11 protein-coding genes are annotated in these 12,937 nt (G+C 70.9%); 4 read left to right on the top strand and 7 right to left on the bottom strand.

From position 1 onward, the window contains the following. Positions 1-717: 717 nt before the first annotated feature. The 3 genes from BLU82_RS00465 to BLU82_RS00455 form a co-directional block, all read right to left on the bottom strand. Positions 718-1,539, bottom strand: a complete 822-nt coding sequence (locus tag BLU82_RS00465) for a M48 family metalloprotease (protein WP_092614193.1) — start codon at positions 1,537-1,539, stop codon at positions 718-720. A 68-nt stretch (positions 1,540-1,607) separates the two neighbouring features. Continuing rightward, positions 1,608-1,811 carry a YbdD/YjiX family protein gene (locus BLU82_RS00460; RefSeq protein ID WP_197682654.1) on the bottom strand — a complete coding sequence of 68 codons (204 nt, stop codon included), beginning with the start codon at positions 1,809-1,811 and terminating at the stop codon, positions 1,608-1,610. After that, positions 1,808-3,988: a carbon starvation CstA family protein gene (locus BLU82_RS00455; protein WP_092614191.1), complete on the bottom strand. Its 2,181-nt coding sequence runs from the start codon at positions 3,986-3,988 to the stop codon at positions 1,808-1,810. Before BLU82_RS00455 ends, BLU82_RS00460 begins: the two co-directional genes overlap by 4 nt. Before the next feature lie 279 nt (positions 3,989-4,267). Between BLU82_RS00455 and BLU82_RS00450 the strand changes: the two genes are divergently transcribed. The 3 genes from BLU82_RS00450 to rarD all read left to right on the top strand — a co-directional run bounded on the left by BLU82_RS00450 (position 4,268) and on the right by rarD (position 8,171). Further along, a complete protein-coding gene (locus BLU82_RS00450; protein WP_092625239.1) occupies positions 4,268-6,058 on the top strand; it encodes a 2-oxoacid:acceptor oxidoreductase subunit alpha in 1,791 nt (596 codons plus the stop codon). 14 nt (positions 6,059-6,072) lie between these two features. After that, positions 6,073-7,113, top strand: coding sequence for a 2-oxoacid:ferredoxin oxidoreductase subunit beta (locus BLU82_RS00445; RefSeq protein ID WP_092625237.1), 1,041 nt, complete (start codon positions 6,073-6,075; stop codon positions 7,111-7,113). A 137-nt stretch (positions 7,114-7,250) separates the two neighbouring features. Continuing rightward, entirely contained in the window at positions 7,251-8,171 is a 921-nt protein-coding gene (rarD, locus tag BLU82_RS00440; RefSeq protein WP_231947665.1) for an EamA family transporter RarD, read from the top strand. A gap of 50 nt (positions 8,172-8,221) precedes the next feature. Here the strand turns inward: rarD and BLU82_RS00435 are convergent, their stop codons facing one another. Then, a complete protein-coding gene (locus BLU82_RS00435) occupies positions 8,222-8,488 on the bottom strand; it encodes a winged helix-turn-helix domain-containing protein (RefSeq protein ID WP_092614186.1) in 267 nt (88 codons plus the stop codon). An 82-nt stretch (positions 8,489-8,570) separates the two neighbouring features. Here BLU82_RS00435 and BLU82_RS00430 point away from each other — a divergent pair, with 82 nt between their 5' ends. Beyond that, positions 8,571-8,840 (top strand): hypothetical protein, encoded by a 270-nt coding sequence (locus tag BLU82_RS00430; RefSeq protein ID WP_069114879.1) that lies wholly within the window; start codon positions 8,571-8,573, stop codon positions 8,838-8,840. Here the strand turns inward: BLU82_RS00430 and BLU82_RS00425 are convergent. From BLU82_RS00425 to BLU82_RS00415, 3 genes are read right to left on the bottom strand one after another with little or no spacing between them, the layout of a single operon-like run. Beyond that, positions 8,837-9,829: a polyprenyl synthetase family protein gene (locus tag BLU82_RS00425; protein ID WP_231947664.1), complete on the bottom strand. Its 993-nt coding sequence runs from the start codon at positions 9,827-9,829 to the stop codon at positions 8,837-8,839. The two genes, BLU82_RS00430 and BLU82_RS00425, sit on opposite strands and share 4 nt — an antisense overlap. A gap of 52 nt (positions 9,830-9,881) precedes the next feature. Further along, positions 9,882-11,408, bottom strand: a complete 1,527-nt coding sequence (gene nuoN, locus BLU82_RS00420) for an NADH-quinone oxidoreductase subunit NuoN (RefSeq protein WP_092614184.1) — start codon at positions 11,406-11,408, stop codon at positions 9,882-9,884. Beyond that, positions 11,405-12,931: an NADH-quinone oxidoreductase subunit M gene (locus BLU82_RS00415; RefSeq protein ID WP_231947663.1), complete on the bottom strand. Its 1,527-nt coding sequence runs from the start codon at positions 12,929-12,931 to the stop codon at positions 11,405-11,407. Before BLU82_RS00415 ends, nuoN begins: the two co-directional genes overlap by 4 nt. Between the last annotated feature and the right edge of the window lie 6 nt (positions 12,932-12,937).

Genomic DNA, 12,937 nt, shown 5'->3' with positions numbered 1-12,937 from the left:
CGCGCACGGGCCGGGCTCGGTCGTTTTCGGCTGCGCCGGACTGGATTTGTCCCGCCCGAGGCCGTAGCCTATGAGTGCCAGGGCAGTAGCCCGTGGGAAGTGAGCCCCGCAGCCAGCCGGACGACTGGTGAGCGGGGTTTCGCGCTTCCTACACCCGTATCTCGGTGGTGCGCCCGGCCACCCGTTCGCGCCATCGCCCGCCCTTCGCCCAGCACCACGCGATCGCGTCGGGCAGGCACAGCAACAGGTCGCTATGAGCGCGCTGGTGCTCGTAGACAGGTCGGGACAGTGCACCCGGGTCAGCCGGGCAAGCACCTGCCGATCGAAGCGCGCCAGCGACTCGTCGCGCTCCAGCACCAGCCGGGACACTCGGGCGGCCACGAGGTCCGGCACCATGCGCTCCAGACACACACCGCGGGCTTTCCGCTCGTTCGCGGTCACATACACCCTCGCCGTGACCTCGAGGCGGTCGATGACCGAGAGCACCCGGTCCTTGCGAGGCGGCCGCTCGTCCTTGAAGTGGATGCGCCGCTGACCAGGACGCAGCACCCCGCGCAGCGATGCTCGCGCCGCATTCACGCTCCTCGCAGGAACGAGGACAGCCGCGACGAGGTAGTCGCCGGAGAATGACTCGTCGACGAACGCGTGCTGCGGCACCGGCGCGATCTCCTGCCTGGCCGGGCCGTGATCGTTGTCGCGGTCGATCGTAGCGGGCGGTCAGCGGCGGTAGCCGGCTCGTTGCTCCAGCCGGGCGACCCGCTCCGCCATGGGCGGGTGCGAGGCGAACAGCTTGGCGATGCCTGTCTGCTGCAGCGGGCTGGCGATCATCAGGTGGCTGGTGGCGACGATGTCGCGCTCGGGCGGCAGCACCAGCCGCCGGGTGCTGGCGTCGAGCTTGCGCAGGGCGGCGGCCAGGCCGAGGGGGTCGCCGGTGATGCGGCTGGCCTCGGCGTCGGCCTCGTACTCGCGCGACGGGGTGACGGTGGCGCGGACGACCACGGCGGCCACCGGGCCGAGCACCGTCAGCAGCGCCCGCCCCACCGGGCCGGCCCGCCCGCCGGCGGCGACCATGACGACGCTGGCGACGGCGCCCGCGGTGGACGAGACGACGGTGTCGCCGCGCCGGACGTGCGCCAGCTCGTGCCCGATGACGGCGCGCAGCTCACGCTCGTCGAGGAGGTCGAGGATGCCCTCGGTGCAGCAGACGGCGGCATGGGCGGGGTCGCGGCCGGTGGCGAACGCGTTCACGGCGCGGGTGGGGCTGACGTACAGGCGCGGCATCGGCACCCGCGCCCGCGCCGTCAGCTCCCGCACGACTCGGTGCAGGACGGGCTGCTCGGCTTCGCTGACGGGGTAGGCGCGCATGGCCCGCAGCGCGATGGCGTCGGAACGCAGCACCACGTAGCAGTTCAGGCCCACGACGACGACCGCCGCCACGAACAGGCCGGCCGGGCCCAGCCACGAGCCGGCCAGCAGGGCCAGGCCCGACAGCCCCGCCAGCAGCAGCACGGCCTTCACACGATTGCGTTGCACGTCCACCTCTCGGCGCCCGTCACCACGAGCACGGCGCCCCTGGGGATGAACGCGCGGTGAACCGGCCGGGTTCCTCAGCAGCAGCGTTGCTGCGGCGACCGGTCGCGGTCGTCCTGCCGGCGACGCTCGAACTCGCGCCTCGACAGCACCCGTGCCCCCGCGTCGTGCCGTCGGCAGTGCTCGACGTAGCGATCGTAGGCGGTCTCCCCGCTGACCTCACGCAGGTACCACCACACGCCCGCGGCGGCGCGCCCGACCACGGCCAGCACGGCGCTCACCCGTCACCCTCCCGGTCGCCGTGGGACGCGGCGGCCATCAGTTCGCGTTCGGCCCGGGTCGGGATCAGCCCGGACGGCGCCACCATCGTCGACCGCACGTACGGCGCCTCGGTGCTGGTGGCGGCGGACGGGGTGCGCAGCGCCTTGACGCACACCCTGGCGGCGTCGGCGATGATGATCACGACCAGCAGCGCGAAGAACGCCGCCAGCACGCCGTCGACGGTGGAGTTCGTCACCACCTGCTCCATGTCGTCCAGCGACCTCGCCGGCGGCAGCACCTCGCCGTTGTCCAGCGCCTCGGAGAACCGATCGCGCTGGGCGAAGAACCCGAGCGTGGGGTCGTCGGAGAACACCTTCTGCCAGCTGGCCGTCAGCGTGACCGCGGCGTCCCAGGCCAGCGGGATGCCCGTCACCCACGCCCACTTCAGCCGTCCCGACTTGATCAGGATCGTCGTCGCGACGGTCAGCGCGATGGCGGCGAGCAGCTGGTTGGCGATGCCGAACAGCGGGAACAGCTGGTTGATGCCGCCGAGCGGGTCGGTGACGCCGGCGTACAGGAAGTACCCCCACGCCGCGACGACGACCGCGCTGGTCAGCCACAGCCCCGGCTTCCACGACACGTCGCGCATCGGCTTCCACACGTTGCCGAGGGTGTCCTGCAGCATGAACCGCCCGACCCGGGTGCCGGCGTCGACCGTCGTCAGGATGAACAGCGCCTCGAACATGATCGCGAAGTGGTACCAGAACGCCTGCCCGCCGGCGCCGAACCCGTCGGAGAAGATCTGCGACATGCCGACGGCGAGCGTGGGGGCGCCGCCGGTGCGGGCCACCAGCGTCGACTCCTCCACGGAGGCGGCCGCGGCGGCCAGTTGGTCGGGCGTGATCGAGAAGCCGAGACTCGCGACGGCCTGTGACGCCGATTCCAGCGAATCGCCCAGGAAGCCGGCCGGCGCGTTCATCGCATAGTAGAGGCCGGGGTCGATGACGGACGCGGCGATGAGGGCGCTGATGGCGACGAACGACTCCATCAGCATGCCGCCGTAGCCGATCATCCGGACCTGCGACTCCTTCTCGATCAGCTTCGGCGTGGTGCCGGAGGCGATCAGCGCGTGGAAGCCGGAGAGCGCGCCGCAGGCGATGGTGATGAACACGAACGGGAACAGCGAGCCGGCGAAGACCGGGCCGTCGCCGCGGGAGGCGAAGTCGGTGATCGCCTCGTTCTGCAGCACCGGCCGGGCCAGCAGCAGCCCGACGGCGAGCAGGATGATCGTCCCGATCTTCATGAACGTCGACAGGTAGTCGCGCGGCGCCAGCAGCATCCACACCGGCAGCACCGACGCGACGAAGCCGTAGATGATCAGCGCCCACACCAGCGTCTCGGGCGACAGCGTGAAGGTGTCGGCCCAGCTGGAGTCCTGGACCCAGCCGCCGCCGACGATCGCCAGCAACAGCAGCCCGACGCCGATGATGCTGGTCTCGATCACCCGGCCGGGCCGCAGCGAACGCAGGTAGAACCCCATGAACAGCGCGATCGGGATGGTCATCGCGATGGAGAAGGTGCCCCACGCCGAGTGCGCCAGCGCGTTGACGACCACCAGCGCCAGCACGGCGAGCAGGATGATCATGATCGTGAAGACGCCGACCAACGCCGCCACGCCGCCGACGACGCCGATCTCCTCGCGCGCCATCTGGCCCAGGCTCTTGCCGTTGCGCCGCATCGAGAAGAACAGCACGACCATGTCCTGCACGGCGCCGGCGAAAATCACCCCTACGACGATCCAGAGGGTGCCGGGCAGGTAGCCCATCTGTGCGGCGAGCACCGGGCCGACGAGCGGGCCGGCGCCGGCGATGGCGGCGAAGTGGTGACCGAACAGCACGCGCCGGTCGGTCGGCTGGTAGTCGGTGTCGTTGCGCAGCGTCTCGGCCGGCGTCGCGCGGGTGTCGTCGACCTTCAGCACGCGGCGGGCGATGAACCGGGCGTAGAACCGGTAGGCGATGGCGTACGAGCCCAGGGCGGCTGCCAGCAGCCACAGCGCCGAGATCTCCTCGCCGCGGGTCAGCGCGACGACACCCCAGGCGACGGCGCCCACGGCGGCGACCAGCGCCCAGATCACGATCGATCTGAGCGGAGGACGGCGCCGGGGCTGGGTGGGCTCGGTGCGGACGGTGTCGACCATGACGACCTCCGAACTGATCCGGGTGCTGCGATGGTGACCGTAGAGATTACGCTCAGATGTCCTGTCGGTCGAGAGCTGCCGGGGACGTGTCATCTCTCACGCTTCGGACGCTGGGACGGCTCCTGTGGAAAGTCGCCGTAGCATGGATGGTCGGGATTCGAGCCGGGACACCCCGGAGACACCGAACGTCTGAAGGAGGCGTCGACACCGGTGACGGTGAAGCACGTACGCGAGCTCGACCGTGTGGTGATCCGCTTTGCTGGCGACTCCGGTGACGGAATGCAGCTGACCGGAGACCGGTTCACCGCCGAGACCGCCTCCTTCGGGAACGATCTCTCCACACTGCCGAACTTCCCTGCCGAGATCCGCGCGCCCGCCGGCACGCTCCCCGGCGTCTCCAGCTTCCAGCTGCACTTCGCCAACTACGACATCCTCACGCCCGGCGACGCGCCCGACGTGCTGGTGGCGATGAACCCGGCGGCGTTGAAGGCGAACCTGCCCGACGTCCCCAAGGGCGCCACGATCATCGTCGACACCGGCGACTTCACCCCGCGGGCGCTGAAGAAGATCGGCTGGACCACCAACCCGCTCGAGGACAACACCCTCAGCGCCTACAAGGTGCACGCGCTCGACCTCTCCGGCATCACCATGGAGGCGCTGGCGCCGTTCGACCTGTCCCGCAAGGACGCCTCGCGCTCGAAGAACATGTTCGCGCTCGGGCTGCTGTCCTGGATGTACGGACGCTCCATCGACGGCACGGTGACGTTCCTGCGGGAGAAGTTCGCGAATCGCGAGACCATCCGCGACGCCAACATCGCCGCGCTCAAGGCGGGCTGGAACTACGGCGAGACCACCGAGGACTTCGCGGTCTCGTACCAGGTCAAGCCGGCCGCCATGCCGGCCGGCACGTACCGCAACATCACCGGCAACCTCGCGCTGTCGTACGGCCTCATCGCGGCCGCGCGGCAGTCGGGGCTGCCGCTGTTCCTGGGCTCGTACCCGATCACCCCGGCTTCCGACATCCTGCACGAGCTGTCCAAGCACAAGCGGTTCGGCGTGCGCACGTTCCAGGCCGAGGACGAGGTCGCGGCCATCGGCGCCGCGCTGGGCGCGTCGTTCGGCGGCGCGCTCGGCGTCACGACGACGTCCGGCCCCGGCGTCGCGCTGAAGGGCGAGACCGTCGGCCTGGCGGTGTCGCTGGAGTTGCCGTTGGTCATCGTCGACGTGCAGCGCGGCGGGCCGTCGACCGGTATGCCCACGAAGACCGAGCAGGCCGACCTCCTGCAGGTGCTGTACGGCCGCAACGGCGAGTCGCCGGTGCCGGTGGTGGCCGCGTCGTCGCCGTCCGACTGCTTCCACGCCGCCATCGAGGCCGTGCGCATCGCCGTCACGTACCGCACCCCGGTGTTCCTGCTCTCCGACGGCTACCTCGCCAACGGCTCCGAGCCCTGGCACGTGCCCGACGTCGAGTCGCTGCCGACCATCCACCCGGATTTCGCCACCGAGCTCAACCACGACGGCGAGGGCGAGCGGGAGTTCTGGCCGTACCTGCGCGACCCCGAGACGCTGGCCCGGCCGTGGGCCGTCCCCGGCACGCCCGGCCTCGAGCACCGCATCGGCGGCATCGAGAAGCTCGACGGCCCCGGCACCATCTCGTACGACCCCAACAACCACGACCGCATGGTGCGGCTGCGCCAGGCGAAGGTCGACGGCATCGCCGGCGTCCCCGGCCTCGACGTCGAGGACCCCAGCGGCGCGGCCCGGCTGCTCGTGCTCGGCTGGGGGTCGACGTACGGGCCCATCGGCGCGGCGGTCCGGCGGGCCCGCAAGGCCGGCCACCAGGTGGCCCAGGCGCACCTGCGCCACCTCAACCCGATGCCCGCCAACACCGGCGACGTGCTGCGGTCCTACGACCGCGTGCTGGTGCCGGAGATGAACCTCGGTCAGCTCGCCCTGCTGCTGCGCGGCAAGTACCTCGTCGACGTCGTCGGGTACAACCAGGTGCGCGGGCTGCCGTTCAAGGCCGAAGAGCTGGCCGACGTGATCATGGAGGAGGTGGGTGCGCTGTGACCGCACCCGTCGAACTGGGCCTGCCCGGCCTCGCCGGGGTGCCCACCACGGACGTCAAGCAGACGAAGAAGGACTTCACCAGCGACCAGGAGGTCCGCTGGTGCCCCGGCTGCGGCGACTACGCCGTGCTGGCGGCCGTCCAGGGCTTCCTGCCCGACCTCGGGCTGGCCCGCGAGAACATCGTCTTCGTCTCCGGCATCGGCTGCTCCTCGCGCTTCCCGTACTACATGAACACCTACGGGATGCACTCGATCCACGGCCGTGCGCCGGCCATCGCGACCGGTCTGGCGGCGTCGCGTCCCGACCTCTCCGTCTGGGTCATCACCGGCGACGGCGACGCGCTGTCGATCGGCGGCAACCACCTGATCCACGCCCTGCGCCGCAACGTCAACCTGACGATCCTGCTGTTCAACAACCGCATCTACGGGCTGACGAAGGGCCAGTACTCGCCCACCAGCGAGCAGGGCAAGGTCACCAAGTCGACGCCCATGGGGTCGCTGGAGGCGCCGTTCAACCCGGTGTCGCTGGCGCTGGGCGCCGAGGCCACGTTCGTCGCCCGGACGATCGACTCCGACCGCAAGCACCTCACGTCGGTGCTGTCGGCCGCGGCGGCGCACCGCGGCACGTCGCTGGTCGAGATCTACCAGAACTGCAACATCTTCAACGACGGCGCGTTCGAGATCCTGAAGAACCGCGAGAGCAGCGACGATGTGCTCATCCGGCTGACGCACGGCGAGCCGGTGCGCTTCGGCGCCGACGGGCAGCTGGGCGTGCGCCGCAACCCGTCGACCGGTTCGCTGGAGGTGTGCGCGGGCGACGACCCCGGCGTCATCGTCCACGACGCCACGGCCGACGACCCCACCCAGGCGTTCGCGCTGTCGCGGCTGGCCGACCCCGGCACGCTGGCCCGCAGCCCCGTCGGCATCTTCCGCCAGGTCGAGCGGCCGGCGTACGGCGACCTCATGGCCGAGCAGTTGGACGAGGCCGCGGCCAAGCAGGGCGAGGGCGACCTCCAGTCGCTGTTGCGCGGCAAGGACGCCTGGACGGTCGGCTGAGCCGGCTCGTTTCGCGAGGTACGGCAGTCCTCTCCCGGCCCGGGTGGGGCCCACCCTACGGGCGGGCACCGACAACCCGCGTCTCGCGTCATGAGCCAACCATGCAGTGATTGCTGGCAGCCCACTAGCATGCGTTGGTGAGCACCTCCCGGCCCGGTCTGCTGTACGGCTTCGGCGCGTACGCGCTGTGGGGCATCTTCCCGCTGTACATCAAGCTGCTGGAAGACACCGGCGCGGCGGAGATCCTGGCGCACCGGGTCGTGTGGTCGCTGGTGCTGGTGCTCGGGCTGCTCGCCGTGGTGCGCAACCTCGGCAAACTGCGGACGCTGGGGCGGCGGGCCTACGGCCTGCTGACGCTGGCGGCGCTGCTCATCTGCGCCAACTGGGGCGTGTACATCTGGGCGGTCAACAACGACCACATCGTCGAGACGTCACTCGGCTACTTCATCAACCCGCTGGTGACGGTGGTGCTCGGCGTCCTCGTCTTCGGCGAGCGGCTCCGCCGGCTGCAGTGGGCGGCGCTCGGCCTGGCCGGCGTCGCCGTCATCGTCCTCACCGTCGACTACGGGCGGCCGCCCTGGATCGCACTGAGCCTCGCTTTCTCGTTCGCCACCTACGGCCTGGTCAAGAAGAAGGCCGGCGTCGACGCCGTCGAGAGCCTGGCGGTCGAGACGGCGGTGCTGTTCCTGCCCGCGCTGGGCTACCTGGTGCTGCTGGCGGCACGTGGCACCGGCGACTTCGGCACGGCCGGCTGGGGCATGACGCTGCTGCTGGCCGGCTGCGGGGTGGTGACGGCGGTGCCGCTGCTGTTCTTCGGCGCGGCCGCGGTGCGGGTGCCGCTGACCACGCTGGGGACGCTGCAGTATCTGACGCCGAGCCTGCAGTTCCTGCTGGGGGTCGCGGTCTACGGCGAGACGGTGCCCCCGGTGCGGTGGTTCGGGTTCGCCCTCATCTGGACGGCGCTCGTCGTCCTCACCGCCGAGGTGCTGGTGCGCCGACGGCAGGCGCGGCGGGCGGCGGTGGACCGGCTGGTCCTCGACCCCGCACTGCGTCCATGATCATCCAGGATTCAGCGGGTGATGGCCCCACGAATCCTGGATGATCATGGTCAGGCGTCGTCAGTGGTGGGCTGGTCGGGGGCGACGAAGGTGCCCTTGCCGTGGACGGTGAGGATGCGGCCACGCTCGCGCAGCTCCACCATGGCCCGCCGCACGGTGAGGTAGGCGACGCCGTACTCGACGGCGAGTTCGCGCTCGGGCGTGAGCCGCGCGCCGGGCTGGAGCTCGCCGGCGTCGATGCGGGCGGCGACGTGGTCGGCGATGGCGACGTAGAGCAGTTCGTGGCCCTGCGGCCGGAACTCCGGTACGTCACCCATGCGCTCCACGATAGAAGCTCTGCTGACCTGCACAAAGACGCTGAGCTATACAAAGGTCTACAGTGCCACCTAAAGTCATCACATGCGCGACGAGACCTACACAGGGTGGCTGTTGTGGAGCCGCCCGCCGGCACGGCTGCTGGACGAGATCGTCATCACCGACCAGGACGGCCACACCATCACCAACCGCCCGCTCCCCTACGGCACCGTCGGTACCCGCGGCTGGGACGTGACGCTGCGGCGGCTCGGCTTCGAACGCCTCGGCGGCTGGATGCCGGCGACGGGCGGGTACGTGTGCCGCATCCAGCGCATCCCGCCGCCACCGGCAGGGGTGCTGGCGAGGACCGCCTAGGACATCCGGGTGACGACGGTGTCGCAGAGGGCGTGCAGGGCGGCGCGGGCCGGAAGGTCCGGCAGCGCCGCCAGCGACGCCCGGGCGTCGTCGGCCCAGCGGCGGACGTCGGCGGACGCCTCGGCCATGGCGGGGTGGGCCCGCAGCAGCTCGAGCGCCTCCGCGTGGTCGGCGTCGTCGACCACGGGGCCCGAGATCAGCGACAGCAGCCGCTCGTCACCCGGCCGGGCGGCCCGGCGGGCGTAGAGAACGGGCAGCGTGGCGACGCCCTCGCGGAGGTCGGTGCCGGGCGTCTTGCCGGACAGCCGCTCGGAGCCGGCGATGTCGAGGAGATCGTCGGCGAGCTGGAACGCCATGCCGATGCGCTCGCCGAACTGGCCCAGCACCTCGACCTGCGACGGGTCGACGCCGGCGTGCAGTGCGCCCAGCCGGGTGGACGCGGCGATGAGGGAGGCCGTCTTGTCGGACAGCACGGAGAGATAGTGCGCGACGGGGTCTTCGCCGTCGCGCGGGCCGAGCGTCTCGTGCAGCTGGCCGTGCACCAGGCGCTGGAACGTGCGCGCCTGGATGCGTACCGACTCGGGCCCGAGGTCGGCCAGGAGGTCGGAGGCGCAGGCGAACAGGTAGTCGCCGGTGAGGATGGCGACGCTGTTGCCCCAGCGCGCGTTGGCGCTCTCGGCGCCGCGCCGCAGCTGCGCTTCGTCCATGACGTCGTCGTGATAGAGCGTGCCGACGTGGGTCAGTTCGACCACGACGGCGGCCGGCACGACCTTCGGGGCGTCGATGTCGCCGAAGCCGGCCGCCAGCAGCGTGAGCATGGGCCGGAACCGCTTGCCACCGGCCTGCGCGAGGTGCCGCGAGCTCTCGCTGAGCATGGCGTCGTCGGTCTTCACCGCCGCCAGCAGCCGCGCCTCGACGTCGTCGAGGGCGGCGCTGATGGACGCTTCGAGTGCGCCGTCCACCGACGGTATGCCCAGACCGCTGCTCAACCCGGCCCCTCCCCGCTCAGCCGGGCCCGTTCACCCAGCAGGAGCATCCACTCTAACGAACGAAGATGGACGCCTGCTGGGCCAGGTCCAGCAGCGGACCGGGCACGATGCCCAGCAGCAGCGTCGCCGCCGCGCCCACGGTGATGCCGACGGCCGTCCACAGGCTCGGCACCGCGACGGTCGGGCCCTCCGGCGCGGGGTCGCTGAAGAACATCAGCACGATCACCCGCACGTAGAAGAACGCCGCCACGGCGCTGGCGATGACGCCGACCACGACCAGCGGCGCGGCGCCGCCGTCGATGGCCGCCGTGAACACCGTCAGCTTGCCGACGAAGCCGCTGGTGAGCGGGATCCCGGCGAAGGCCAGCAGGAACAGCGCGAACGTCGCCGCCAGCACCGGCGAGCGCCGGCCCAGCCCGGCCCACTTGGCCAGGTGGGTGGCCTCGCCGCCGGAGTCGCGGACCAGCGTGACGACGGCGAACGCGCCGAGCGTCGAGATGCCGTAGGTGGCCAGGTAGAACAGGATCGCCGCGGTGGCCGACGAGTCGGCCGCCACCATCGCGGTCAGCACGAAGCCGGCGTGCGCGATGGACGAGTAGGCCAGCATCCGCTTGATGTCGGTCTGCGTCAGGGCGACGACGGCGCCGACCAGCATGGTGGCGATCGCGACGGCCCACAGCATCGGCTGCCAGTCGGTGCGCAGCCCGCCGAACGCGACGTAGAACAGCCGCACCAGCGCGCCGAACGCGGCCAGCTTGGTGCACGCCGCCATGAACCCGGTGATGGGGGTCGGCGCGCCCTGGTAGACGTCAGGCGTCCACGAGTGGAACGGCACCGCGCCGACCTTGAACAGCAGGCCAACGGCCATCAGCCCGACGCCGGCCAGCAGGATGCCGTCCTGGCCGATGTTCGCCGTCAGCGCCTCAGAGATCTCACCGAAGCGCAGCGTGCCGGCGTAGCCGTACACGAACGCCATGCCGAACAGGAAGATCGCCGACGAGAATGCACCGAGCAGGAAGTACTTGAGCGCCGCCTCCTGCGAGAGCAGCCGACGACGGCGGGCCATGCCGCACAGCAGGTACAGCGGCAGCGACATGACCTCGAGCGCGATGAACAGCATCAGCAGGTCGTTCGCGGCCGGGAACAGCAGCATGCCGCCGACGGCGAACAGCGCCAGCGGGTAGACCTCGGTCTGCAGCCGCCGCTCGCGGACGAGGACCCGCTCGTCCTCGCTGCCCGGCAGCGACGCCGCGGCGGGGGCGAACGCGTCGCCGCCGGCCTCGAGCCGCCGCTCGGCGAAGAACCCCACGCTGATGATGGCCAGCACGAGGATGGTGCCCTGCAGGAACAGCGCCGGGCCGTCGATGGCGACCGCGCCGACGGCGGCGACCATGTCGGTGCCGGCCAGCAGGATCACCTGGACCAGCGCGGCCACCAGCGCGAGCAGCGCCACCCCGACCTGGATCGGGTGCCGCACCTTCCGCGGGACGAACGCCTCGATCAGGACGCCGACGACGGCGGCGCCGAAGATCGTGATGAGCGGCGCCAGCTCCGCGTACTCGATGGTCGGGGCGTTCACCGGCCAGTCCCTTCCTCGACGTGTTCAGCGACGGGAGCCAGCGGCTCGGGTTGGTCGACGTCGACCTCGACGAGCGTCGGCTGGACCGCCTCGTCGATCGCGTCGGTGAGCGGCTTCGGGAAGAACCCGACCACCAGCAGCAGCGCCAGCAGCGGGGCGACGACGGCGACCTCGCGGGTGCGCAGGTCGGGCATGCCCTCGACGGCCGGACGCACCGGGCCGGTCATGGTGCGCTGGTAGAGCCACAGGATGTAGAGCGCGGACAGCACGATGCCCAGCGTCGCGACGATCGCGGCCGGCCGGTACCGCAGGAACGTCCCGGAGATGACCAGGAACTCCGACAGGAACGTCGACAGCGGCGGCAGCGCCAGCCCGGACAGCCCGGCGAAGAGGAACACCCCGGCCAGCTTCGGCGCCGGCTTCTGCACGCCGCCGAAGTCGTCGACCTGCCGCGACCCGCGCCGGCTGATGAGGAAGCCGACGACGACGAACAGCGCGATGGTCGAGAGGCCGTGGTTGACCATGTAGAACGTCGCGCCGGTGGCGGCCTGGCCGGTCAGCGCGAAGATGCCCAGCACGATGAAGCCGAAGTGCGAGATCGACGTGTAGCCGATCAGCCGCTTCATGTCGGTCTGGCCGATGGCCAGCAGCGCGCCGTAGATGATGCTGATGACGGCCAGCACGACGATGACCGGTGCGGCCTCGCGCGACGCGTCCGGGAACAGCGGCAGCACCAGCGCGATCATGCCGTAGGTGCCGACCTTGTCGGCGACGCCGGACAGGAACGCCGCGTTCGCCGGCGTCGCCTCGGCCGCGGCGTCGGGCAGCCAGGTGTGGAACGGCCACAGCGGCGCCTTGATCGCGAACGCCAACATGAACCCGATGAACAGCCACCACTGGGTGGTGGTGTCGATGTCCAGCGCGACGAGGTCGGGCAGGTAGAACGACGGGTTGCCGGCGTCGACGGACTGCACGTACAGCCCGATGACGGCGGCCAGCATGGCCAGCCCGCCGACCAGGTTGTACAGCAGGAACTTCACCGCGGCGTAGCGGCGCTGCGGGCCGCCGTACATGCCGATCATGAAGTACAGCGGGATCAGCATCGCCTCGAAGACGACGTAGAACAGCAGCACGTCCTGCGAGAGGAACGCGGTCAGCGTCAGCGCCTCGACCGACAGCAGCAGCGCGAAGAACGCCTTCGGGTCGCGCTTCTCCTCCTCGGCCTCGTGCCACATGGCCAGCGCGACGATCGGCGTCGCCAGCACCGTCAGCGCGACCAGCGCGAGGCTGATGCCGTGGATGTCCAGCGCCCACGAGGCCCCGAACTCGGGGATCCACTCGTAGGTCTCCGACTCGACGCCCATGTCGACGTCGAACAGGAACTGGATGCTGATCAGCGCGCCGACGACCAGCGTCAGCACCGCGAAACCGGTCGCGACCTGCTTGGCGAGCGTGCCCCGCCCGGACGGCACCAGGGCGGTGAGCACCGCCCCGAGCGCCGGCAGCGCGATGAGCGTGGTCAACCAGGG

The organism is Jiangella sp. DSM 45060 (assembly GCF_900105175.1).
In the GTDB taxonomy this organism is placed as follows: Bacteria; Actinomycetota; Actinomycetes; order Jiangellales; family Jiangellaceae; genus Jiangella.
This window is presented reverse-complemented; position numbering and strand designations above follow the sequence as displayed.

What these genes read in the sequence shown, in the direction of transcription:
- BLU82_RS00430 (WP_069114879.1), top strand. Translation starts at nt 8,571, where the DNA reads ATGCGCGACGAGACCTACACAGGGTGGCTGTTGTGGAGCCGCCCGCCG.
- BLU82_RS00455 (WP_092614191.1), bottom strand. Translation starts at nt 3,988, where the DNA reads ATGGTCGACACCGTCCGCACCGAGCCCACCCAGCCCCGGCGCCGTCCT.
- BLU82_RS00450 (WP_092625239.1), top strand. Translation starts at nt 4,268, where the DNA reads ATGCAGCTGACCGGAGACCGGTTCACCGCCGAGACCGCCTCCTTCGGG.
- BLU82_RS00435 (WP_092614186.1), bottom strand. Translation starts at nt 8,488, where the DNA reads ATGGGTGACGTACCGGAGTTCCGGCCGCAGGGCCACGAACTGCTCTAC.